General features: G+C 56.9%; 23 protein-coding genes. 7 read left to right on the plus strand and 16 right to left on the minus strand.

The genetic code is table 11. The features are described 5' to 3' along the window. The first annotated feature begins 4 nt into the window (after positions 1-4). The 3 genes from tatB to ACR0CW_RS06625 all read left to right on the plus strand — a co-directional run bounded on the left by tatB (position 5) and on the right by ACR0CW_RS06625 (position 2,301). Positions 5-463: a Sec-independent protein translocase protein TatB gene (gene tatB / locus ACR0CW_RS06615; protein ID WP_155150650.1), complete on the plus strand. Its 459-nt coding sequence runs from the start codon at positions 5-7 to the stop codon at positions 461-463. After that, entirely contained in the window at positions 460-1,341 is an 882-nt protein-coding gene (tatC, locus tag ACR0CW_RS06620; protein ID WP_480787220.1) for a twin-arginine translocase subunit TatC, read from the plus strand. Before tatB ends, tatC begins: the two co-directional genes overlap by 4 nt. Before the next feature lie 117 nt (positions 1,342-1,458). Further along, positions 1,459-2,301, plus strand: coding sequence for an ATP-binding protein (locus tag ACR0CW_RS06625; protein ID WP_170330713.1), 843 nt, complete (start codon positions 1,459-1,461; stop codon positions 2,299-2,301). Positions 2,302-2,354: 53 nt separating this feature from the next. Here ACR0CW_RS06625 and ACR0CW_RS06630 read toward each other — a convergent pair whose 3' ends face one another. The 7 genes from ACR0CW_RS06630 to ACR0CW_RS06660 all read right to left on the minus strand — a co-directional run bounded on the left by ACR0CW_RS06630 (position 2,355) and on the right by ACR0CW_RS06660 (position 9,315). Continuing rightward, positions 2,355-2,999 (minus strand): SDR family NAD(P)-dependent oxidoreductase, encoded by a 645-nt coding sequence (locus tag ACR0CW_RS06630; protein WP_480787221.1) that lies wholly within the window; start codon positions 2,997-2,999, stop codon positions 2,355-2,357. Positions 3,000-3,041: 42 nt separating this feature from the next. Further along, complete coding sequence (locus tag ACR0CW_RS06635; protein WP_480740427.1) at positions 3,042-3,290, minus strand: hypothetical protein; 249 nt, start codon at positions 3,288-3,290, stop codon at positions 3,042-3,044. A gap of 290 nt (positions 3,291-3,580) precedes the next feature. Continuing rightward, entirely contained in the window at positions 3,581-5,104 is a 1,524-nt protein-coding gene (gene purF, locus ACR0CW_RS06640) for an amidophosphoribosyltransferase (RefSeq protein WP_155150639.1), read from the minus strand. Positions 5,105-5,769: 665 nt separating this feature from the next. Further along, entirely contained in the window at positions 5,770-6,390 is a 621-nt protein-coding gene (locus ACR0CW_RS06645) for a CvpA family protein (RefSeq protein ID WP_480787222.1), read from the minus strand. A gap of 41 nt (positions 6,391-6,431) precedes the next feature. Continuing rightward, a complete protein-coding gene (gene radA / locus ACR0CW_RS06650) occupies positions 6,432-7,796 on the minus strand; it encodes a DNA repair protein RadA (protein WP_480787223.1) in 1,365 nt (454 codons plus the stop codon). A gap of 132 nt (positions 7,797-7,928) precedes the next feature. Next, a complete protein-coding gene (locus ACR0CW_RS06655) occupies positions 7,929-8,573 on the minus strand; it encodes a kinetochore Spc7 family protein (RefSeq protein WP_480740432.1) in 645 nt (214 codons plus the stop codon). Between the two features lie 289 nt (positions 8,574-8,862). After that, the gene (locus tag ACR0CW_RS06660; protein WP_155150627.1) at positions 8,863-9,315 is read right to left on the minus strand and encodes a paraquat-inducible protein A; all 453 of its coding nucleotides are present in this window, start codon (positions 9,313-9,315) and stop codon (positions 8,863-8,865) included. 126 nt (positions 9,316-9,441) lie between these two features. Here ACR0CW_RS06660 and ACR0CW_RS06665 point away from each other — a divergent pair, with 126 nt between their 5' ends. After that, entirely contained in the window at positions 9,442-9,855 is a 414-nt protein-coding gene (locus ACR0CW_RS06665) for a hypothetical protein (protein WP_480787224.1), read from the plus strand. Here ACR0CW_RS06665 and ACR0CW_RS06670 read toward each other — a convergent pair. The 9 genes from ACR0CW_RS06670 to ACR0CW_RS06710 form a co-directional block, all read right to left on the minus strand. After that, positions 9,852-10,598, minus strand: a complete 747-nt coding sequence (locus tag ACR0CW_RS06670) for an ABC transporter ATP-binding protein (protein WP_480740437.1) — start codon at positions 10,596-10,598, stop codon at positions 9,852-9,854. The two genes, ACR0CW_RS06665 and ACR0CW_RS06670, sit on opposite strands and share 4 nt — an antisense overlap. Then, positions 10,595-11,377, minus strand: a complete 783-nt coding sequence (locus ACR0CW_RS06675; protein WP_480787225.1) for an MlaE family ABC transporter permease — start codon at positions 11,375-11,377, stop codon at positions 10,595-10,597. Before ACR0CW_RS06675 ends, ACR0CW_RS06670 begins: the two co-directional genes overlap by 4 nt. Further along, the gene (gene alr / locus ACR0CW_RS06680) at positions 11,374-12,408 is read right to left on the minus strand and encodes an alanine racemase (protein ID WP_480787226.1); all 1,035 of its coding nucleotides are present in this window, start codon (positions 12,406-12,408) and stop codon (positions 11,374-11,376) included. The genes ACR0CW_RS06675 and alr overlap by 4 nt, the downstream gene beginning before the upstream one ends. Before the next feature lie 237 nt (positions 12,409-12,645). After that, positions 12,646-14,136, minus strand: coding sequence for a replicative DNA helicase (locus tag ACR0CW_RS06685; RefSeq protein WP_155150612.1), 1,491 nt, complete (start codon positions 14,134-14,136; stop codon positions 12,646-12,648). 202 nt (positions 14,137-14,338) lie between these two features. Next, positions 14,339-15,016 carry an orotate phosphoribosyltransferase gene (locus ACR0CW_RS06690; RefSeq protein ID WP_480787227.1) on the minus strand — a complete coding sequence of 226 codons (678 nt, stop codon included), beginning with the start codon at positions 15,014-15,016 and terminating at the stop codon, positions 14,339-14,341. 144 nt (positions 15,017-15,160) lie between these two features. Continuing rightward, a complete protein-coding gene (locus ACR0CW_RS06695) occupies positions 15,161-16,342 on the minus strand; it encodes an ammonium transporter (RefSeq protein ID WP_480787228.1) in 1,182 nt (393 codons plus the stop codon). 202 nt (positions 16,343-16,544) lie between these two features. Next, the gene (locus ACR0CW_RS06700; protein ID WP_480787229.1) at positions 16,545-17,021 is read right to left on the minus strand and encodes a CinA family protein; all 477 of its coding nucleotides are present in this window, start codon (positions 17,019-17,021) and stop codon (positions 16,545-16,547) included. Further along, positions 17,018-17,515 carry a phosphatidylglycerophosphatase A family protein gene (locus ACR0CW_RS06705; protein WP_480787230.1) on the minus strand — a complete coding sequence of 166 codons (498 nt, stop codon included), beginning with the start codon at positions 17,513-17,515 and terminating at the stop codon, positions 17,018-17,020. Before ACR0CW_RS06705 ends, ACR0CW_RS06700 begins: the two co-directional genes overlap by 4 nt. Continuing rightward, positions 17,512-18,642, minus strand: a complete 1,131-nt coding sequence (locus ACR0CW_RS06710; RefSeq protein ID WP_480787231.1) for a bifunctional 2-C-methyl-D-erythritol 4-phosphate cytidylyltransferase/2-C-methyl-D-erythritol 2,4-cyclodiphosphate synthase — start codon at positions 18,640-18,642, stop codon at positions 17,512-17,514. Before ACR0CW_RS06710 ends, ACR0CW_RS06705 begins: the two co-directional genes overlap by 4 nt. 183 nt (positions 18,643-18,825) lie before the next feature. Here ACR0CW_RS06710 and dusB point away from each other — a divergent pair, with 183 nt between their 5' ends. The 3 genes from dusB to ACR0CW_RS06725 are packed head-to-tail and all read left to right on the plus strand — an operon-like array spanning position 18,826 to position 22,273. Beyond that, complete coding sequence (gene dusB, locus ACR0CW_RS06715) at positions 18,826-19,809, plus strand: tRNA dihydrouridine synthase DusB (RefSeq protein ID WP_480787232.1); 984 nt, start codon at positions 18,826-18,828, stop codon at positions 19,807-19,809. Next, on the plus strand, positions 19,806-20,873 hold the full coding sequence (locus ACR0CW_RS06720; RefSeq protein WP_480787233.1) for a two-component system sensor histidine kinase NtrB: 1,068 nt from the start codon (positions 19,806-19,808) through the stop codon (positions 20,871-20,873). The genes dusB and ACR0CW_RS06720 overlap by 4 nt, the downstream gene beginning before the upstream one ends. A gap of 32 nt (positions 20,874-20,905) precedes the next feature. Beyond that, positions 20,906-22,273: a response regulator gene (locus ACR0CW_RS06725; protein ID WP_155147213.1), complete on the plus strand. Its 1,368-nt coding sequence runs from the start codon at positions 20,906-20,908 to the stop codon at positions 22,271-22,273. Positions 22,274-22,403: the final 130 nt, after the last annotated feature.

Here is a 22,403-nt window from a genome sequence, read left to right on the forward strand (position 1 = left end):
GGCCATGTTTGATCTGGGCTGGACCGAGCTTCTGGTCATCGGCATCGTCGCCTTGATCGTGGTGGGGCCAAAGGACCTGCCGGTGCTGTTTCGCAATGCCGGTCGTTGGATTGGCAAGGCCCGCGGAATGGCGCGCGAGTTCAGCAATGCGATGAATCAAGCCGCTGACGAAGCCGGTGTGAGTGAGATTCAGAAGGGCATCAAAGCCGCCACCAACCCGATGAATACAGCCATGGACGGTGTAAAAAACGCTGCCCAGGACATGGCGAAGAGCATTGATCCGACCAAGTTCGACCCTGAAAGCGAGACAGGAAAACTGGCTGCTGATCGGGCTGAACAGGCCAAGAAGATTCAGGCTTCAACCGCTCGCGCTGCTGCCGAGCGGAAAGCCAAAGAAGCTGCCGAAGCGTTGGCTAAGGCTGAAGAGGCCGAAGCTGCGCTGAATACTGAAAGCAAGACATGACCAAGACCGACGAGATCGAGGATTCCTCGGCCCCATTGATCGAACATCTGGCAGAACTACGCACGCGGCTGATTCACTGCGTCGTGGCGTTTCTGATCGGCATGATCATCTGCTTTTCGGTGGCCACGCCGATCTTCAACTTTCTGACGCAACCCTTGTGTGAGGTTCTGACAGAACGCGGTCAGGACTGTGGCTTGATCTTCATCTCGCCGCAGGAAGGCTTCTTTGTTGCGATCAAAGTTTCGTTGCTGGGCGGTTTCATTCTGGCGTTTCCGTATATCGGGATGCAGATGTGGCGCTTTGTGGCACCGGGGCTTTACCGGTCAGAAAAAAACGCGTTTCTACCATTTATGGTGGCATCGCCGTTCATGTTCCTTCTGGGTGCAAGCTTTGCCTTCTATGTTGTCACTCCGCTTGCCTATGACTTTTTCCTGGGCTTCCAGCAGTTCGGAACCGAGGGTGAAGCTGTCGTGGATGGCACCGCTGCGGCGCCACTGAGCGTGGTTTTCCAAGGCTCGGCGCAGGAATATCTGAACCTGACCATCAAGTTTATCGTCGCATTTGGCCTTTGCTTCCAATTGCCGGTTCTTTTGACCCTTATGGGCAAGGCAGGGCTGGTAAGTGCCGAAGGTTTGGGCGCCGTACGCAAATATGCGGTTGTGGGCATCTTGGTTCTCGCAGCGATCGTTACGCCACCGGATGTGATTACTCAGATCATCCTGTTCATCGTGGTCTACGGTCTCTACGAGATTTCGATCTTCCTTGTCGCGCGTGTTGAGAAGAAGCGTGAAGAGCAGTTGCGTGCTGACGGCTACTACGATGATGAAGAGGCCGAGGCAGATGAAGAGATGATGCAGGATTACGAAGACACCAAGTAACCTGCGGATACATTCAAGGATAAGGCGCGTCCAAGTTTGGCGCGCCTTTTTCATGTGCGGCTCTTGTTGCGCGAGGCGGAACATGATTGAAAACCTGCAAAATACCCGGAGGAGCCGATGGACGACCAAGCCCTGAACCGTATCGCAGATGCACTTGAGCGCATGGCGCCTGCACCATTGGCAGCCCCTGATTTCAATGCAGCACCGGCTTTTGTCTGGCAGGTTGAACCGGACCGACTGGAACCGGTCGAACAGGTTAACCGCGTCGATCTTGACTTGCTGGTGGGCATCAACCGGTCTCGCGACACATTGCTGGATAACACCCGCCGGTTTGCAGCTGGCTACAAGGCCAACAACGCGCTGCTATGGGGCGCACGGGGAATGGGGAAATCCAGCCTCGTAAAAGCCGTGCACGGCACGTTGCAGGACGAGCATCCTGATCTGAAGCTGGTGGAGCTGCAACGTGAAGACATGAGCTCGGTCGCGCGCCTGCTAAACCACCTACGCGCCGCGCCACACCGATTCATTCTGTTTTGTGACGACCTGTCGTTCAGCCACGATGACCAGCATTATAAATCGCTCAAGGCGGTTCTGGATGGGGGTATCGAAGGACGCCCCGAGAATGTGGTGTTTTATGCCACTTCAAATCGCAGGCACCTAATGCCGCGGGACATGATCGAAAATGAACGCTCCAGCGCCATCAATCCATCCGAGGCGGTCGAGGAGAAAGTCTCGCTGTCGGACCGGTTCGGCCTGTGGCTGGGTTTCCATCCGTGTGATCAGGATGAGTATCTGGCGATGATCGACCGGTATTGTGCCGCATATGGCGTTACTGTCGATGCCGAAACGCTGCGCGCCGAGGCTATTGAATGGCAGGCAACGCGCGGATCGCGCTCAGGCCGTGTAGCATGGCAGTTCTTTGTGGATCTGGCCGGACGGACAGGGGTGCACATCGCATAAAAAACAGCGCCCGGGTTTTGAGGGCGCTGTTTCGCTTTCTCAATAGAGAGAATTCAAAGAAGAGTTAGAATGCGTGCCGCTTCATCTGCGGTGGCCGTCAGCGCTTCGCGGTCCTCACCAGGGTGAAAACGTGCACGAACTGCTGTTGGCATCGGTGCAGGCTCTATGATGGAAACGCGAGGGCCCGTGCGCTCGGTTTCGGTTGCCCAGCTCCGCGCCAGAGCCATCTGAGCAGCCTTAGTGGCACCATAGATGCCATAGAACTTCTCGCCAGCCTTCGGATCATCAAAGAACACGGCATGGCCAGCTTCGCCAAGAAGGGGGGCGATGTAGGGGATCAGAACCGAGGTCGCGTTTGCGTTCGTGTTTACCGCCTTAGTCCACTCTTTCGGGTCGACGAAATGCGCGGGCGTTAAAGCTGAAGTGTGGATAGCGGTATGCAGCCAAAGATCCACCTTACCCCAACGGTCGTGAATTCCGCGGCACAGCGTTGCCATGGCGTCGGGGTCAGTAACATCCATCGGGGCCAAAGTGGCGCTGCCGCCTTTGGCCTGAATGCGGTCGTCAAGCTCTTCCAACCCGCCAGTGGTGCGGGCGACGGCGACGATGTGATACTCGGGCGCCAGCGCTTCGGCTAGTGCTGCACCCAATCCGCGAGAGGCCCCTGTGATGAGGGCAATTTTGGTCTGATCGATCATGGGAGCGGTTTGAACCCCTGCGCACGGGTCGTCAAGCCAAGATCAGCCGCCGGGGATGGCGATCCGCTTGGTCTGGCCGCTTTGTCGCAGCATGATGCCGTCTTCATCGATGGCAACTACGGTCCCCGAGGCGACGCGGCTACCCGGTTTGACCTCTTTAACCCGTCCCGACGACAGTCGCATCAGGGCGCGCATATTGGCCTTGGGTCCAAATACGCCGAGCACCGATACGGAATTCTTCTTGAGCGCGCCCTTTTTAGTGGCCGCACTTTTAACAGTGGCGTTTGACATAGATCGCGGTCAGGAAAAATCCCGACCCCTTTGTTGTGAGCGGTTGGTGGCATGCGGGCTATCAAACCGATCGCTGAAATTGAAGTATGCCACTGCGTCACGAAAACGTGGGTGCAAAACCGGTCTGACGAAGCCTTTGCAATCGCAGATCGTTCACCGGCTGGTTGTAGGCGAAAACTCACCAGTGAACAGGCGGTATGGCCCCGCTAGAGCGAACAATGTGCGCCTCAGGCGCCACTAATGCATAGCTGATTCGCCGGGGGCAGCGGTGTTGCGCTGCCCGATCTTGTTTACCCTGAAGCGAGCTTCGCCGAGTTCCAGGATCCTCCGACGACCTGCATGTCTTCACGCTTTTTGCTGACGCGGCTGCTGTTTTCCAGGCTATCCAGATAATCCTCGCTGACGCTGCCCGTGATGTAGTTGCCATCAAAGCAGGAACAGTCGAATTGCTCGATCTCGGGATTGCCTTCCTTGGCGGCCCAGATCAGATCATCGAGATTTTGATAGAACAGCGCGTCAGCGCCCAGCTCTTCGCGGATTTCCTCGATCTCTTTGCCATTGGCGACCAGCTCATGCTTGGTGGGCATGTCGATGCCGTAGACATTAGGGTATTTTACTGGCGGCGATGCGCTGGCGATATAGACCTTTTTCGCTCCGGCCTCGCGGCACATCTGCACGATTTTCTTGATCGTATTGCCGCGTACGATTGAATCGTCGATCAGCAGGACGTTGTGCCCATCGAACTCCAGCGGAACCGCATTCAGCTTGCGCCGGACAGACTTTTGCCGCTCGGCCTGACCTGGCATGATGAAGGTTCGGCCCACATAGCGGTTCTTTACCAGACCCTCGCGATAGGGGATGCCAGTAATCTTTGCCGCCTCAAGCGCCACAGGACGAGCACTGTCGGGCACCGGGATGATCCGATCAATTTCCAGTCCGGACTCCTGAATCTGCTTGGCCAGTGTTTGCCCCATACGCATTTGGGTTTTGTAGACCGACACACCGTCCAGAAGTGAATCCGGGCGCGCGAGGTAGACATATTCAAAGATGCAGGGGGTGAGCTTGCCTTCGACCGCCTGAAATTCGTGCATGTTGCCGTCCAGATCAATCAGGATCGCCTCGCCAGCGCGCAGATCGCGCAGCTTGTCGAAACCATTGATGCCGAAAGCAACGTCTTCCGAGGCAAAGGCGTAATCGTCGCCTTGCCCTTCGGCCACGCGCTTGGCCACTGACAGGGGGCGGATGCCATACGGGTCACGGAAGGCCAGCATACCCACGCCCGCAATCAGGCAGATCACGGAATAGGCGCCCTGAACCCGCTCCATTGTCATCTTCACACCAGCAAAGATGTTGCGGATCGGATCGGAGTTGCCGTTCACCTTAATTGCATCGGCCACTTTATCGGCCAGCACATTCAACAGAATCTCGGAATCCGATGTGGTGCGCAGGTGGCGGCTGTATTTACCCGTGACCTTCTCGCGCTGTTCAGCAGTGTTGGTGATGTTGCCGTTGTGGACGAGGTAGATCCCATAAGGCGCGTTCACGAAGAACGGCTGCGCCTCGGCCGCGCTGAGCGATCCTGCAGTGGGGTAGCGCACATGACCAATGCCGATCTTACCCGAAAGCGTCTCGGCATCCTGTGCGTTGAAGACATCCTTGACCAGACCATTGGCCTTTTTCTCGCGAAAGAACTCGCCGTTGTAGGTGACGATGCCCGAGGCGTCCTGACCCCGGTGCTGCAGCATCAGCAGCCCGTCATAGATTTCCGCAAAGACATCATGCGTCCTGCTTGCGATCCCCAAAATCCCACACATGTACGGGCTCCAATTTCTATGACGTTTTAACGTAGAGGGTACTTCGTGCCGCGGAATGGTTCTGATGAACGCGGATTTTCATTCGCGCAGGTACTGCTTTTCCTGATGCCATATGCGCTAGCAGCGCAGCGGCGATCACGAAGGAAAACAGAAAGAACAAGATCGGTAGCTCCGATTCCGTGGCGGTCTGGCTTCCACATAATGCCTAATGTCGCCGCTGTCATCAAAGGATCACACTCGCGTTTTGCCGCAGGCTGATTTTGAGCATCTAGGCCAATACAGGTGACATGATCAGACATATATGCTGTGATGATAAAAGTTCCGAGCGATAACAGAAATCGAGGTTTCGGATGGGTAAAGCGTATGTGGCAACATAAGCAGGGTTCTAAGAAAGAAGAGCAGGCAAAACGTCGTTGTCACCGGTGCCGTGGCATGGGCCGTGCGCCTTGCCCAATCTGCAATGGAGCTGGCGAGGTCGTCAAAAGCAGAGATGTGTTTGGAAAGCCGGAATATAGCCGATGTGACGGGTGCTTTGGCTTAAAATCGACGCGATGTGCCGTGTGCGGTGGCGAGGGGTTTTCCTGACAGTTCAAGTTTTTTGATCGTCAGCAACAAAAAAGCCCGGTCGAAACCGGGCTTTCACCTGAATTCCAGATTTGGTCAGCTCAGTTGCCGGTGCCTTCGGTGCTTTCAGTGTTCTCGGTGTTGCTTGTATCTACCGAGTTGCCCGAGTCTGCGGTGCAGCTTGCAACCAGCTCTTCGTACTGAGATGTAATCCAGCCCAGAGCGGCCTCAGGGTTCTGTTCTTCGATCCGGTCGCTGAACTGTTCAAAGACCTTGGCCGAACGGCTCTCATCAACGATCGTGTAGGACTGGCCGGTCATAACGGTGTCGTAGACGAAGAAGGCGATGGCAACGAGCAGGATGCCGCGCGCGATACCGAAGAAGAAGCCCAGTGCCTGATCCAGACCGCCCAGTGCTGAACGTTGCACGAGCGATGAAAACAGTGGCGTAAAGATGCTGACGATGATCAGAGCAATCGCAAACACCGCAGCAAATCCTGTGATGACTGACAGTTCACAGCTGTCACGCAGGAACTCTCCGACAACCGGAACCTCTTTGACCAAAGGAACGGCCTGCGGCGCGAAGATAAAGGCCAGAATGGCGGCCGCAACCCAGCCAGCGATGGCCAGAACCTCGCGCATGAAACCGCGCGAATAGGCCAATATGCCCGACAGCACGATGATCAGGGCAACCACCCCGTCAATTATTGTAAAACCTTCCATGGCCCTCGCCTGTTCTTTTTTCTGCCCCTCGAGGCGCGATCTTAACCTGCTCCGAAGGTTTCGCCAACAAACCCAACCAAATCACTGGGTCGGGTGAGTGTCAGACCTGCCACAGTGCCGGTTTTGCCACCTGCCGGAGCAATTGCCGATGTGAAACCAAGTTTTTGCGCTTCTTTCAACCTATTTTCGGTCTGCGGGGCCGGTCTAAGTGCCCCAGATAACGAGATTTCTCCGAAAACAACGGTATCTGCGGGCAGGGCTGTGTCTTCTCGGGCACTCAGCAACGCGGCGGCGACCGCCAGATCGGCCGCAGGTTCACTGACTTTCAAGCCGCCTGCGACGTTCAGATAGACATCCAGGCCTGCAAACGGGATGCCACAGCGCGCTTCGAGCACGGCCAGGATCATCGCCAAACGGCCACTGTCCCAGCCGACGACAGTGCGGCGGGGTTGTGAAAGAGGGGAAGGAGAAACAAGGGCCTGCAGTTCGACCAGCACAGGGCGCGTGCCTTCGATACCGGCAAACACTGCTGAACCTGGGCTGGGCTTGCCCCTTTCCGACAGAAACAACGCAGAAGGGTTGGTGACCTGCGCCAGACCTTTGCCCGTCATCTCGAACACGCCGATCTCATCGGCGGGGCCGAAACGGTTCTTGACCGCGCGCAGGATGCGAAACTGATGGCCACGCTCGCCTTCGAAGTAAAGGACGGTATCGACCATGTGTTCAACCACGCGCGGGCCGGCGATCTGACCTTCTTTTGTCACATGCCCGACCATGATGATCGACACACCATGGCGTTTGGCGAACGATGTTAGCTCATGTGCTGCGGCGCGGACCTGAGACACCGATCCCGGCGCACTGTCGACATTGTCGGCCCACATGGTCTGGATCGAGTCGATGATGGCCAAGCCCGGTTTTTCGGCTTCCAAAGTCGTGAGGATGTCGCGCAGGTTTGTTTCTGCCGCCAGTTGGACGGGTGCGTCTTCGAGGCCAAGGCGACGAGCGCGCATACGAACCTGCGCGCTGGCTTCCTCACCCGAGACATAGATGGTTTTCAAACCGGTCCGGGCGAACCGTGCTGCCGCCTGAAGCAGAAGAGTGGATTTGCCGATACCCGGATCACCGCCAACCAAAAGCGCCGAGGCCGGAACAAGACCGCCACCAAGTACGCGGTCGAGTTCCTCGACACCGCAGAGTGTGCGGGGAGGGGGTGTTTCTTCGGTCGACAGGTCGGACAGGACTATGGACTGGCCGCGCTTGCCGCCCAGAGATTTCTTGGCCGGTCCGGCGGAGAGTGGTGCGTCCTGCGTGATGGTGTTCCATTCGCCGCAGGCATCGCATCGCCCGGACCAACGGGTATGCGTGGCACCACAGGCCGAGCAGGAGAAAGAAGTCGTCTTTGCCATGCGGCCTTTGGTGCCCGAGGTTGGGCGGTTCTTCAAGCCCTTGTGGCCAATCATTACCGCAGCTGGGATGCCGCGTCGTCAGGCCCTTAAGGCCATTCTCTGCGACGGGCGCTGACGCGCCGGGGTGAGTGGTTATTCAGCTGCCCGCGGTGGCGACATCGCGATAACGCTGGATGCGCTGGGATCGCTGTCGTCAGGCGGGGTTTGCAGTTGCGCCGAGAGTTCCGGCAAAAGCTCGAAAAGCTCATCTCTCAGCCGTGTCAGTTGTGATTTGGCGATCGATTCCTCGATCTCGATGTCACGTGTCCATTGCCGCAGTTCGTGCAGGATAGTCTGAGCGTCCTCTATCCGCTGCTGGAACAGTTCAACCTCTTCCTGACGTTGCTGCAGGAAACCACGCGCTCGTTTGACCTTGGCCTCACCATAGGTTTCGGCCAGTTCGTGGCTGACTTGGCTCATCTGTGCTGCAAGCTCCAGAATTTCGGGCTCCATCGCCTGCAGGTCGGGATGATCGCGCAGAAAGTGCATCCTTTCCTTGACCGCATCAAATTCGGACGCGAGTGCGAAAACGCCGCTGCGGTCAGAGGCATGCGCAACGCGGTAGGCATCTACGATATCCTGCATGTTGAGCGAGAACTTTCGATGCGTGCTCTCAAGCGCCATCATGCGCGCACTTGAAGGCAGGTAGAAGGCCAGCATGAGAATCAGGCAGGTCAATCCAACTTGGAAATAGGGTCCTGCATCAATTGCAGGGTTGTTTCCGATGGCAGCCTGCATTGACAACCACGGCCAAACGCCCGCTGCTGACATCAGGGTTGCTAACACCGCGAATAGGGCTGCGGTACAGATAAGAATAAAAGTTAAGCGTAAGAAAACATTTTGAAATTGCAATGTGATGTTGTGGAGGGCGGCCATAATAGTCCATCTCCTTTCGAAACCGGCTTAGACCGGACCCGAGGCGGAGATACCATCTAACACAAACGACGATCCGCTGCGGACCCGTAAACTAACAAAACTTAGCTGCTCGAATATTAAACATGATACTCAAATTAATGTTTTCAATCAATTAGGTCTGAGAATTTCGTGATTTAAGTTGCACTTCGGTAATGTGACCCAATGCGATCGAGGCCAGAATGCAACCTGTAAACAGATACAAACCCCACGCGGTTTCGATGGTCGCATACGAGATGCCCTTGGCCAGCGTAATGTACAGAGCAATAAGGAAAATATCGGCCATCGCAAGCTTGCCGAGGATGTGCAACGCGGGCTGTACTCGCGGGTCCAACAGGTTCCACTGGATCAGCGCTGTACCGATGGTTTTGAGATAAGGCGCAAAGAGAGCGAAGGCGGTCACGACGAGCGCGAGGAACACATCCGAGTGCCATAGGGACTGCAGGCCGGTGATCACGCTGATCTCGCTGAGGCCGAAGATCGGGAGCAAACCCGCGCGCATGAGTGGGGCAAACCACGCGATGGGGTAGAGGATCAGCAGAGACAGGGTGATGAGGCGAAGGGTCATTTTAATATCCGTAGGAAACAGGTTCCGAACCTAGTCAGGCACATGAGACCATTCAAGTTTTTGGTGGGTTTTGGTGCATCTCTACCTTAGACCCGGACAGAGAAATGCAGAAAGCCATGAGGTTAAATGAGAAACCCCATTATCAAGATCATCAAAGGTCCATCGGCTACCAGTCGCGGGGTATCGGATGCAGTTACGTCGGGGCTGTCCGTGGCGTACTCGTCAATTGGTGCAGCAGTCGACCGGCTGCCACTGGATAGTGAGCAGCTCTTCGGCGTTTTGCATTTCAGGCTTTACGAGGCTGATCGTGCGCGTCGTCGGGGTGGTTGGCTTGGAGGGCGCGTTTACAATCGGCTTTCGGGGCAGGACCCGGACTATATTCCAGTATCGGGTACTCATTTGATTCAGGTTTTCAATGTTTTACGGATAGAAACACCTGAGTTTGTGGGAGTATCCGGTCAGTATCTATTACGTGTGGATTATGGGCAAAGAGCCTACGATAGAATGAAGGCAGTCCGTACCACCGAAAATCGTGACTAACGCACTGCCTCAATCGGCCCTTCGGCACTTCCACTGATAAATTGTTCCAGATAGGGATCACCTGACGCATCCATTTGTCCGACCGGGCCGGTCCATTGAATAACGCCGTCATGCAGCATCGCGACGTTGTCGGCGATTGCGCGGACCGAGCTCATGTCGTGAGTGATGGTCATTGCCGTGGCACCCATCTCGGTCACGATCTCTCGGATCAAGTCATTGATGACACCGGACATGATCGGGTCGAGGCCCGTGGTTGGTTCATCAAAAAAGATGATCTCAGGCTCGGCAGCGATTGCTCGGGCGAGGCCAACGCGTTTCTGCATGCCGCCTGACAGCTCAGAGGGGTAGAGATCGGCGACCTTGGCCCGCAGACCGACGCGACGCAGCTTATCGATGGCGATCTCACGTGCGTACTCGGCGGGCTGCTTCATTGGTCCGCGCAGCAGCCGGAAGGCGACATTTTGCCAGACGGGCAGGGAATCGAACAATGCACCGCCTTGAAACAGCATTCCAAACCGAGCCAGAAATGCGTCGCGGTCGCCTTTGGTTGCGTCTTTGCCATCGACATAGATCATGCCACTGTCAGGCTTAATCAGCCCGAGGATACACTTCAGCGCCACTGATTTCCCGGTGCCGGAACCGCCGATGATCACCATCGAGGTACCTTTGGGGATCTCCAGGTTCATGCCCTGCAGGACATGGTTGTCGCCAAAGGCTTTATGTACGTTCTCCATCCGGATCATAGCGAGAAGAATACCCCTGTGAGAACGAAGTTGGCGGCCAGGATCAGAACAGCGGCTGCCTCGACCGAGCCTTTGGTGGCACGGCCAACACCTTGTGCGCCACGGCCTGATGTCATGCCGTAGTAGCAGCCCATGATCGCGGCGATCAGGCCGAATGCTGCGCCTTTGACCAGTGAAGAGACAATGTCGCGAGTCTCAAGAAAATTCACGGTATTTTGCAGATAGGTAGCAGGATTGAAGCCAAGGTTTTGGGTCGCAACCACATAGCCGCCTGCGATCCCGATCACGTCACCTACGGCAACCAGTGCCGGGACAGTAATCAGGGCAGCCAGAACGCGCGGGGCTGTCAGGTATTTCATTGGATGGGTTGAAAGCGTGACAAGCGCATCAATTTGCTCGGTCACTTTCATCGTCGCGATTTCGGCCGCTATCGAAGATGTCACACGCGCAGCAATCATGAGGCCAACCAACACAGGGCCAAGTTCGCGCACCATGCCGATAGCCACGATCTGGGGCACAACGGCCTCGGCGTTAAAACGAGCGCCGCCCGCATAAATCTGCAGCGCAAGTGCACCGCCGGTGAAGATAGCGGTCAGTCCGACGACCGGCAGGGATAGCCAGCCGATGTTCAGCAGTGCGATGCCGAACTCGCGTGGATAAAATGGGGGGCGAAAGATATGTGAGATCGCATCCAGTGCGAACAGGGCCACTCTGCCAAAGGCGGCGAGCATATTGAGTACCGCTCGTCCCAGACCTCCAAGCAGGCTCAGAAGGTTCATTCCACGTAGCCCCGGGAATAACGGCTGCCCATCGAAGTCAGGATTTCATAACCGATCGTACCGGCTGCTTCGGCCAGATCATCGATGGTCTGATGGCCGTTCAAAATACGCAGGCGTTCTGGCGTGTGGGGCAGGTCAGTGACATCGACAGTGATCAGATCCATCGAAATGCGACCGACGACCGGGCAGGGCTGATCGCCTGAAAAGGTATCGATGCCACCGCCAATGGCGCGGTGCAGACCGTCAGCATAGCCTGCAGAAACGGTCGCAATGCGAGACGGGCGTCGGGCAGTCCAGCTGTTGCCGTAACCAACGGTTTCACCCACTTCGACATCACGCACCTGAATGACCGGAAGATCGACGGTCACGACCGGCTTGGCACCGTCGAACGGCATGCCGCCATACAACCCGATCCCGGGTCTGCAGAATTCAAAGTGGAACTCAGATCCCAACAGGGTTCCCCCGGTGGCAGCAAGCGATCTGGGTGCAGTGACACCTTCGGTCATCCCGCGGAAGGTCTCGAGCTGTTGACGGTTCATCGGGTGATCTGGTTCGTCCGAGCACGCTAGATGAGACATCACGACCACGGGGTTCAGGGCCTCGGCCTTTGGGCGCAGTTCTGCCCAATCGGCTGGCTCGAGCCCCAACCGGTTCATGCCGCTGTCGAGCTGAATGCCCAAAGCGTGATCTGGCAGTGCCTCGACATGTCGCTGGAACTGTTCGGGCGAATTGATCAGTGGAGTCAGGTCATGTGCACGCAGCAGATCGGTGTCGCCTTCCATGTGGCCGGAAAAGACGCAGATTGTCGGTCCCGGGCCCACCGCCTCGCGTACATCGGCACCTTCTTCGGCTGCAGCAACAAAGAACTTCCGAACGCCTTCTTCGGCCAGCGCATTGGCAACAGGGCCTGCGCCCAGACCGTAGGCATCGGCCTTGACCACGGCGCCGGTTTCGACATCCGTTTTTGCGTCGAGCGCCCGCCAGTTGCTGGCAAGCGCCTGAAGATTGATCGTCAAACGTGCAGTACTCATGGCACTGTTCATGACATCGGGAAGGACGAGGTCAAGGGGGAATAACCTGAAACTTGCGTGGATCACCTGCGGTATAAGCGACATATGGCTGGATTTGCTGAAAAACCGGCAAGTAAAGCAGGGAATTCGTCCGTGAACGCGGAGAAAATCTGCAGGTATTTGATTGTGTTGGTTCAAGGATCAAACCTGCCCCCTGTGACGCATCGTTTACGCAGGGGGCAGGCCAAGCGTGCCTCGTCAGTATCCTTCGATCTGACCGTCTTGCTGCCAGGGTTTGACCAGATTGCCAAAGCGCGTGAACTGGGCCTCGAAGGAAAGCTCGACCGTACCGATGGGACCATGACGCTGTTTGCCCACGATGACCTCGGCCTTGCCGTGTAGGCGTTCCATGGCCTGCTTCCACTCTTCCATCTTTTCCAACTCGTGATCGCCGGGCTTTTCGCGTTCCTTGTAGTATTCCTCGCGGAACACGAACATCACGACGTCGGCGTCCTGTTCGATCGAGCCTGATTCCCGCAGGTCAGAAAGTTGCGGGCGTTTATCATCGCGGCTTTCAACCTGACGGCTGAGCTGAGACAGAGCGATGACGGGAATGTTTAGCTCCTTGGCGATGGCTTTCATACCCATCGAAATTTCGGCGATCTCGTTGACCCGGTTGTCGGACATACCGCGGCAAAGCTGCAGATAGTCGATCACCAGAAGATCCAGCCCGTGCGTCCGCTTCAACCGCCGCGCCCGCGCGGCTAGCTGTGAGATGGGCAGTGCAGGGGTGTCGTCGATGAACAGAGGGCATGCCTCGAGCTCTTTAGCGGCGTCCACGAACCGGCGGAACTCGGCCTCGGTCATGTCACCCTGACGGATTTTGTGCGAGGAGATTTCGGAGGCTTCGGCCAGAACACGACCCGCAAGCTGTTCGGCGCTCATCTCCAACGAGAAGAAGCCCACAACACCGCCATCGATTGCGCCTTCGCTGCCGTCGGATTTTTGCCCTCGCTTGTAAGCTTTGGCCACGTTAAACGCCACGTTGGTCGCAAGCGAGGTTTTACCCATAGAGGGACGGCCGGCCAGAATGATCAGGTCCGATGGATGCAACCCACCCAGTTGCTTGTCCAGATCGGCCAGACCGGTCGAGATGCCGGCCATCCCGCCCCCACGCTGATAAGCCTCATTGGTTACGTTGACGGCTTCTGTGACCGCTTTGAGGAAGGATTGAAAACCTTGTTCGGTCTGACCTTGTTCGGACAGTTGATAAAGCTGCTGTTCAGCTTCGACGATCTGTTCTTTCGGCTCGCTCGATACATCGACCCGGGCCGCCTTGTCCGAGATGTCCCGACCAAGGCGGATCAGCTCGCGCCGGATCGCCAGGTCATAGATCATCTGGGCGTAGTCGTGCACTGCAAAGGCGCTGATTGAGGCGCCAGCCAGCTTAACCAGATAGGCCGGACCGCCGAGTTCTTTCAGGCCTTCATCCTCGGCCATGAACGACTTGAGTGTCACGGGCGAGGCGAGAGCGTTTTTTGCAATCCGGTTGGCTGCGACTTCATAAATGCGCGCATGCACCGGGTCATAGAAATGCTCGGAACCGATGATCGACGCGACACGGTCATACAGATCGTTATTGGTCAGGATCGCACCCAGAAGCTGCTGCTCGGCCTCAATGGAATGCGGCATGGTTTCGGCATTCTGAATCTGAGCTGCCGCCTGCTCGATACTGCTGATCTCGTTCATTGCTGCTCTCACCATCCCCTTGGGACAGAGTCCATAGCCCGGCCCCGCGAGTCGGGGCAAATTGTATGTTTTCTGGGGATATGCTGTGCATATCTCGCTGCCCCATCATATTGAAGTATGACGGGGCGGGGCGTCAACATATTGTATGCTAAAGTCTGTTTTAAAGATCAGTGTTTCCGATCGGTAAACAGTTTTCGCAGCATCAGCCCTTGTGTGCTTCCTGCCAGCCACGCGGATCGTTCAGGAACGCCTCGACGCCATCCAGCGTTTCCTGATCGAAGGCGCCCTGTGCTTTTGCCTCGGCCAACACATCCCACCATGTGCAAAGGTGGTGCAACTTCACCCCGTGATCGCCAAGTGTCTTTTCGGTTTCCGGGAAGATGCCGTAGTAAAAGATCACTGCGGTATGGCCGCAGGTCGCGCCGGTTTCACGGATCGCATCAACAAAGGACAATTTTGAGCCGCCATCGGTGGTCAGATCCTCGACCAGCAGGACACGCTGACCTTCGCTCATCTCGCCCTCGATCCGTGCGTTGCGGCCATAACCTTTGGGTTTTTTACGCACATAGGTCATCGGCAGTGCCATGCGTTCTGCAACCAGCGCGCCAAAAGGAATGCCTGCGGTTTCACCGCCTGCAACGTTATCGAAAGCCTCAAACCCAGCATCACGCATGACCGTGACGGTCAGAAAATCCATCAGTGTCGATCGAATGCGCGGGAACGAGATCAGTTTGCGGCAATCAATGTAGGTTGGGCTTGGCAGGCCCGAGGCCAGCGTGAACGGCTCACGCGAATTGAAATGTACGGCCTTGATCTCCAGCAGCATCCGCGCGGTCAGGCGGGCGATTTCGGTGCTATCGGGAAATGAACTGGGGATCATGGCAAGACCTCTGGGCTAAATGGCGTTGCGGGCTGATAGCCTGTCCTTGCAGGTGGTGTCGAGAGGGTTCGGCGTAAAAGAAAAGCGGGCCTCCCAAGAGACCCGCTTGTGCCCTTGCGGGCAGTAGAGCACGCCAAGGTGGGCTTAGCTGCTCATATCGTAGGCGCGTTCCCCATGTACCGCGAGGTCGAGCCCGTTTGTTTCGGTCTCCGCGTCTACGCGAAGTGGGGTGATCAGTGCAACCACCTTGACCAACACAATCGTGACAACTGCCGTAAAGGCACCCACGATAACCAGCCCGCCCAACTGTGCAGTCCAGGTTCCCAAGCCGAACAGTGCAATCATGATTGTACCGAAGATCCCACCTACGCCATGTACTGCAAATACGTCCAGAGTATCGTCGATCTTGAGCATGTTGCGCATGACATAGACGGCTTCCTGACACAGGATACCGGCCACTGCGCCGATGATCAGTGCCTGAACCGGTCCGACAAAACCTGAGGCCGGAGTGATCGACGCCAAACCAGCGATCGTGCCGGTGACGAGCCCGACCATCGAGGCCTTACCGAACCTGATACGCTCCCACAGCGCCCAGCTCAGGGATGCAGTGGCGGCTGACAGGTGTGTAACGGTCATTGCCATGGCAGCACCACCATCGGCGGCCAGTTGCGAGCCGCCATTGAAGCCGAACCAGCCCACCCACAGCATTGCCGCGCCGATCATGACGTAACCGGGGTTGTGTGGTGGGGTTGTGCGGTTGCGACGCGGGCCAAGGATAACAGCTATGATCAGGGCTGCCAGACCAGCGGTTTCATGGACGACGATACCGCCCGCAAAGTCGCGAACGCCGATCTCACCCAATATGCCGCCATCAGACAACATGCCTCCGCCCCAAATCCAATGAACGACGGGGGCATAGCACAACAGCATCCAAAGACCCGAGAAGGTCAGGACAAACCCAAAGCCCACGCGTTCTACATACGCTCCGACGATCAGTGCAGGGGTGATGATGGCAAACGTCATCTGGAAGGCAAAGAACAGAACCTCGGGCAGGGTTCCCGCCAAGCTGTCTGCGTCGACGCCATTGAGGAAAGCCTTGTCGAGGCCGCCCCACACTCCGGATTGGGCATCGCCAAATGCGATGGAGTATCCGGCGACCAGCCACAAGATGCTCATCAGGCAGGCAATCGAAAAACAGTGCATGAACACGCTGAGCACGTTGCGTGCCCGGACGAGCCCGCCGTAAAACAGCGCCAATCCCGGCAATGTCATGAACAGGACCAGCGCGGTTGCGACGATGATCCAGGCTGTATCGGCTCCGTTCATGGGCCGCTCTCCTCTTTCGCTTCAGTTGCGCCGGCTCATGACGTTTAGTCACGAACCGGCGCTAAGTGAGTGGTGGTGCGAAGCGTTGAAGCGAACAGGAGACGAGGAAAAAAGAGGCGAGCAGCTTAAAACGCGCCTGTTTTGACGCCCTTTTTTTAAATGGCGATAATTTCCGCGCAATATTGCGGCGGTCGCCTGATTTTTAATCGATGTCGGAAAGGCCCTTGGAGATCAGATCAAGTGCGTGATCGCGCGCAGCCTTGCGTACACTATCCCGGCCGAGTGCGCCGAACTCGACGGTTTCTGTTCTGGTTGGGTGCCCTTGTACGGCCAGTCCGAAACAAACGAGGCCTTCGGGTTTGAACTCTGATCCGCCCGGTCCGGCAATACCGGTGATCGAAACCGAAAGCTGTGCCTGCGAGTGCCTCAACGCGCCATCTGCCATTTCTCTGGCGACTTCTTCGGACACGGCGCCATGGTCGGCGAGCGTCTCGGCGCTGACCCCCAACATCTCTTGTTTGGCGGTGTTAGTGTAGGTCACGAAGCCGCGTTCAACGACAGCGGAACTGCCTGGGATGTCTGTCAGGGCTGCAGCAACCATGCCACCCGTGCAGCTTTCCGCAGTCGAGATCATGACTTTCAACGCTTTGGCGCGTTCCAACAGATCCGCTACGGTCACAGGCCCAATACTCCATGTGCGATGGCTGCAAGGATCATGACACCAATCGCAGCGAAGATCCCGGCGATGACATCATCCAGCATGACACCCAATGGGTCGCCGCGCCGGTCGGCCCATCCAATCGGACCGGGTTTAGTGATATCGAACAGGCGGAAGAGGATGAAACCGGCAACCCAACCGGGCCAAAGGGCAGTGATGTCGATCCCATGTGCCCAGGACGGGTAGGAAATTGCCCAAAGCGCGATGAACTGGCCTGCGACCTCGTCAATCACGATTTCCGAGGGGTCATGATCCTCTTGTCCTGCCGTCATAACACCGGTGGCCCAGATGCCGCCGACTATAACGGCGATGGTTGCCAGAGCCAGCAGAGGAAACCCTCCGATCGTGTGCAGTACCCAGACCATAGGCAGTGCGGCAAGTGACCCCCAAGTCCCCGGTGCTGGGCGCAGATATCCGACGCCGCCGACAGTACCGACCAGGCGCGCCGCGTTCATGATTTCACCAAACAGGCAGTGGCCACCGAAGCGATGCCCTCACTGCGACCGGTAAAGCCTAGGCGTTCGGATGTTGTTGCTTTCACCGACACCTGATCGGCGCGTAACGCCATGATTCTGGATATTTCTTCACGCATTTCTTGCGCGTGGGGACCAATCTTCGGGTATTCGCAGATCAGCGTGCAATCCACATTGGAAATGCGATAGCCCATATGCTCGGCAAGCTCGACCGCGTGACGCAGGAATATCTCGCTGGCAGCACCTTTCCACTGTGGATCGGATGGCGGGAAGTGCTGACCGATATCGCCCTGCGCCAAGGCGCCGTAGATAGCATCCGTTACCGCATGCATACCAACGTCGGCGTCCGAATGACCCTGCAGACCCCGATCATGCGGGACCTTCACGCCGCACAGAACCACGTGATCACCATCGCCAAAACGATGCACGTCATACCCGTTGCCCAACCTTACATCCATATCCGTTCCCATTATGCGTTCTGCCCGGGCAAAATCCTCGGGCCTTGTGATTTTTAGATTGTCTGCGTCACCCGGCACGATCACCACCTCGATACCTGCCGCACGTGCGACTTCGACATCATCTGAGGCTCCGCCCGGATGTGCGGTGTGTGCTGCGACGATCGCATCATATCGGAAGCCTTGCGGTGTCTGGGCTGCAAACAGGCCTGAACGATCCTGCGTTCCTGTCACCATGTTCTCGTCACCCGTCCAAAGCGCATCCGTTACGACAAGGCCGGGTGCGGCAGCGGCGTGAGTTTCCAGCGCCACCAGAACGTTGCGGATGGTTTCCTCGCTGACGCAAGGGCGAGCAACATCGTGAATCAAAACCTGTGAGACGCTCTTGTCCGCCAGTGCCTGCAATCCATTGCGTACGGAACCCGCACGATCATGACCGCCGGAGGCCAGCAATAGATTGCTGTCCCGGAATTCTTCCCATGCTTCGGTATCGTCGGGCGAGAGAACAAGAACAATATGATCCACCAATCCTTTGAACCGGCTCAAGGTCCAATCGGCCACCCTTTTCCCGGCCAGAGCTCGCCATTGCTTGGGCGTGCCGCCTCCGGCGCGCTGTCCGCGTCCCGCGGCGACGATTATGGCGGCGGTGGTCATGTACGAAAACTCTCCTGTTTGATGCGCTTTGTTTAGGGGGCGGTGAATGCAGAGGCAATCACCTGCGTAAACCTGCCTAAAAATTAGGCATATGATGATTTTGCGGGCTTGCGGGTCGCCGTTTTGTTGTTCATATGCGCAGAATTCGATATCAAATCTGCAACTGCCCAAGGATTAAGCACGTTGACCCTGCAACTCGCTGACAAAGATCTGAACCCGCCGGTCCTGCTGGCGCCGATGGCCGGAATCACGGATCGGCCATTTCGTGATCTCGTTATGCGCTTTGGCGCAGGGATGGTCGTAAGCGAAATGGTCGCCAGCCAGGAAATGGTGCAGGCCAAACCCGGCGTGCGTGAGCGGGCTGAGCTGTCGGCAGACGTGGAAAACACGGCCGTACAACTGGCGGGGCGAGAGGCCCACTGGATGGCCGAAGCTGCGCGACAGGTTGCTGATCGGGGTGCGCGGGTGATCGACATTAACATGGGTTGCCCGGCCAAGAAGGTCACCAATGGGTATTCAGGCTCTGCCCTGTTGAAAACGCCGGATCACGCGTTGACCCTGATTGAGGCGGTCGTTGATGCCGTGGACGTGCCGGTCACGCTGAAAACGCGGCTGGGTTGGGATGACAATCTGCTGAACGCCCCGGACGTGGCGCGTAGGGCCCAGGATGCGGGTATTCGCATGGTCACCATTCATGGCCGCACCAGATGTCAATTCTACAAGGGGCGCGCAGATTGGCAGGCAATCCGAGCGGTGAAAGACGCAGTTTCAATCCCGGTGATTGCCAATGGAGACATCATTGATACCGAAGCGGCCCGCACCGCTTTGACCCGTTCTGGCGCAGACGGTGTGATGGTCGGACGTGGCGCACAAGGAAAGCCATGGCTTTTGGCGCAAATTTGTCACGATCTTTACGGTCGCCCTGCGCCAGAGATTCCGTCGGGTGAGGATCTGATCGAGATGGTCCGCGCGCATTATCAGGCAATGCTAGAGTTCTACGGAACCGATCTGGGCCTGCGCGTCGCACGTAAGCATCTTGGCTGGTACATGGATGGGGCCGGGACACTACCTGCGCTACGCCGATCTGTATTGACCTCGCGAGACACTGACGAGGTATTGCACCTGCTAGGGGATGCGTTGTCTTGCAAAGCAGAGGTGGCGGCGTGACGTCGGATCAGGAAATCTGGGCCTCTCTGCCGGTTCCGGCTTTTATCATCGATGGCGACGATCGCATCGCGGATGTGAACTCGTCAGCTGAGGGCTTTCTGAATGCTTCCCGCAAATCCGTTGTTGGGCATCCGGTTTGGGATCAGATCGCAGTGGATGCCCCATTGGAGGAGGCGTTCCTGAGGGCACGAGACCAGGGCACACCGCTTTTCGTCAATGATGTTGATGTGGGATCGGGCAATCGCGCACCTTTGCAATGTGCTTTGCAGATCGCACCGATGGTCGGGCATCCCGGTTCGATGATCATGATCATTTCTCCCCGGGAACTGGCCGGGCGGATGACGCGGGGAAACACCGTTAAATCCGCGGCGCAATCGGCGATTGGCATGGCCGAGATGCTGGCGCATGAGATCAAGAATCCCTTGGCCGGGATCACGGGTGCGGCTCAGTTGTTGAGCATGAATATTGCGCCTCAAGACCTTGAACTTACAGATCTTATCGTCGAAGAGAGCCGTAGGATCGTGAAGCTTCTGGAGCAGGTTGAGCAATTTGGAAACCTGTCTAGGCCCGACTTCAAGCCAGTTAACATTCATGACGTTCTGGACCGCGCACGTCGATCTGCGTTGCTGGGATTTGGCGCTGATATGACGATCATCGAGGATTATGATCCCTCGTTGCCATTGGCCTACGGTGATCCGGATCAGTTTCTGCAAGTTGTGCTGAACCTTCTGAAGAACGCTTCAGAAGCCGCGGGTGCCGGCGGTGGTACCATCCGCCTGCGCACGTATTTCGAGCATTCGTTCCGTTTGCGGCGCAGCGATGGATCGGGGCACTCGCTGCCATTGCAGATTGAGATCATAGATGATGGACCGGGCGTGTCCGAAGATATCATAAGCGATATTTTTGACCCGTTTGTTTCAGGCAAAGAAAATGGCACGGGTTTGGGTCTCGCATTGGTCAGCAAGATCATCTCCGACCACGATGGTTGGATTTCGGCGGAATCCGTTCCGGGCCGAACCGTTTTCAAACTGTCACTGCGGCGGGCACCGCGTCACGAACAATAGAGCCGTAATCGGCAAACAAAGGAGAGCACCTGATGGATGGTACAGTATTGGTTGCAGATGATGATCGCACGATCCGCACCGTTCTGACACAGGCCCTGACGCGGGCGGGGTGCAAAGTGCATGCAACATCTTCGCTGACCACACTGATGCGTTGGGTAGGTGAGGGCAAAGGGGATGTCGTAATCTCGGACGTTGTCATGCCAGATGGTAACGGTTTGGAGATGTTGCCAAAAATCTCTCAGGATCGACCCGGGTTGCCGGTTATCGTGATCTCGGCCCAAAACACGATCATGACGGCGATTCAAGCGGCTGAGGCAGATGCCTATGACTATCTGCCCAAGCCGTTTGATTTGCCCGATTTGATGAAGCGAACAGCGCGTGCGCTTGAGCAGAAACAGCGCGCCCATCCCGAAGCAGCCGATGATCGCGTAGACAGCCCTGATGAACTGCCATTGGTTGGCCGTACGCCGGTCATGCAGGCGCTGTATCGTCTGGTTGCACGGGTGATGAATACTGATCTGTCAGTTATGATTTCTGGTGAAAGTGGGACGGGTAAATCACTGATTGCGCGTGCTATTCACGATTTCTCTGACAGGCGTACATTGCCGTTTGTAACTGCAACGGCAGCTGATTTGCGGGATCTGGAAGGACCGGCGCGCGTGATGGCGCGGGTTCGTGGCGGGACGCTGTTGATTGATGAGATCGCTGATATCGATGACGAAGTGCAGGCGCGTATCGTGCGAATGATGGATACGCCCGGCGATCATGTTCCGCGTTTTATGGCGACCAGCCAGACCGATTTGACTGAAGCGATGGAAAGCGGTCGGGTTCGCCAGGACCTGTACTATCGCTTGTGTGGGGCCACGGTTCATGTTCCATCCCTGCGAGAGCGAGTGGATGACATCACGCTTCTGGCTGAGCACTTCCTGTCACGGGAAGAGCGTGAGAGCGGTACAAAACGTTGGCTCAGTCCTGAGGCTGTGGAATTGGTGCGCCGCTACTCGTGGCCTGGAAACGTACGTCAGTTGGAAAATGCCATTCGCAGGCTCAGCCTGACTAGCCGCGCTGACGAAATCTCGCAGGCCGAGGTGGAAATGGTATTGGGCAGCCAGCCCGAAGCTGAACCGGTTCTGGGGGACGGTGAGCGGGAAAAACTGTCGTCTTCGGTGGCGCGTCATCTGCGGCGTTACTTCGATCTTCACGGCAACATTCTTCCCCCGCCGGGTTTGTACCAACGCATTTTGCGCGAGGTTGAGGCCCCTCTGATCGAAATTGCACTTGAGGCAACTGGCGGAAATCAGGCGAAATGTGCCGATTTGCTGGGGATCAACAGAAATACGCTGCGCAAAAAGATTACAGATCTCGATATTCAGGTGACACGCCGACGCAAACTGATGTAATATCGCCACACAAACCGTGGCATCCGGGTTCGTACCCGGCAAGGACCACGATATATGGCGGTAAGCCGCGAGAGCGGCACATCAGGATGAGGGCAGACGGTGGCAACCCGGGCACAGAACCGGCCAATTC

It is taken from the genome of Ruegeria sp. CH6, from assembly GCF_056537005.1.

Coding starts and splice junctions, on each gene's coding strand:
- tatC (WP_480787220.1), top strand. CDS start 460: ATGACCAAGACCGACGAGATCGAGGATTCCTCGGCCCCATTGATCGAA.
- alr (WP_480787226.1), bottom strand. CDS start 12,408: ATGAGTACTGCACGTTTGACGATCAATCTTCAGGCGCTTGCCAGCAAC.
- ACR0CW_RS06655 (WP_480740432.1), bottom strand. CDS start 8,573: ATGCAGGCTGCCATCGGAAACAACCCTGCAATTGATGCAGGACCCTAT.
- ACR0CW_RS06635 (WP_480740427.1), bottom strand. CDS start 3,290: ATGTCAAACGCCACTGTTAAAAGTGCGGCCACTAAAAAGGGCGCGCTC.
- ACR0CW_RS06670 (WP_480740437.1), bottom strand. CDS start 10,598: ATGATCCGGATGGAGAACGTACATAAAGCCTTTGGCGACAACCATGTC.
- ACR0CW_RS06625 (WP_170330713.1), top strand. CDS start 1,459: ATGGACGACCAAGCCCTGAACCGTATCGCAGATGCACTTGAGCGCATG.
- ACR0CW_RS06685 (WP_155150612.1), bottom strand. CDS start 14,136: ATGAACGAGATCAGCAGTATCGAGCAGGCGGCAGCTCAGATTCAGAAT.
- ACR0CW_RS06710 (WP_480787231.1), bottom strand. CDS start 18,642: ATGACCACCGCCGCCATAATCGTCGCCGCGGGACGCGGACAGCGCGCC.
- ACR0CW_RS06665 (WP_480787224.1), top strand. CDS start 9,442: ATGAGAAACCCCATTATCAAGATCATCAAAGGTCCATCGGCTACCAGT.
- ACR0CW_RS06675 (WP_480787225.1), bottom strand. CDS start 11,377: ATGAACCTTCTGAGCCTGCTTGGAGGTCTGGGACGAGCGGTACTCAAT.
- tatB (WP_155150650.1), top strand. CDS start 5: ATGTTTGATCTGGGCTGGACCGAGCTTCTGGTCATCGGCATCGTCGCC.
- ACR0CW_RS06705 (WP_480787230.1), bottom strand. CDS start 17,515: ATGAACGCGGCGCGCCTGGTCGGTACTGTCGGCGGCGTCGGATATCTG.
- purF (WP_155150639.1), bottom strand. CDS start 5,104: ATGTGTGGGATTTTGGGGATCGCAAGCAGGACGCATGATGTCTTTGCG.
- ACR0CW_RS06695 (WP_480787228.1), bottom strand. CDS start 16,342: ATGAACGGAGCCGATACAGCCTGGATCATCGTCGCAACCGCGCTGGTC.
- ACR0CW_RS06660 (WP_155150627.1), bottom strand. CDS start 9,315: ATGACCCTTCGCCTCATCACCCTGTCTCTGCTGATCCTCTACCCCATC.
- ACR0CW_RS06645 (WP_480787222.1), bottom strand. CDS start 6,390: ATGGAAGGTTTTACAATAATTGACGGGGTGGTTGCCCTGATCATCGTG.
- ACR0CW_RS06630 (WP_480787221.1), bottom strand. CDS start 2,999: ATGATCGATCAGACCAAAATTGCCCTCATCACAGGGGCCTCTCGCGGA.
- radA (WP_480787223.1), bottom strand. CDS start 7,796: ATGGCAAAGACGACTTCTTTCTCCTGCTCGGCCTGTGGTGCCACGCAT.
- ACR0CW_RS06725 (WP_155147213.1), top strand. CDS start 20,906: ATGGATGGTACAGTATTGGTTGCAGATGATGATCGCACGATCCGCACC.
- ACR0CW_RS06690 (WP_480787227.1), bottom strand. CDS start 15,016: ATGATCCCCAGTTCATTTCCCGATAGCACCGAAATCGCCCGCCTGACC.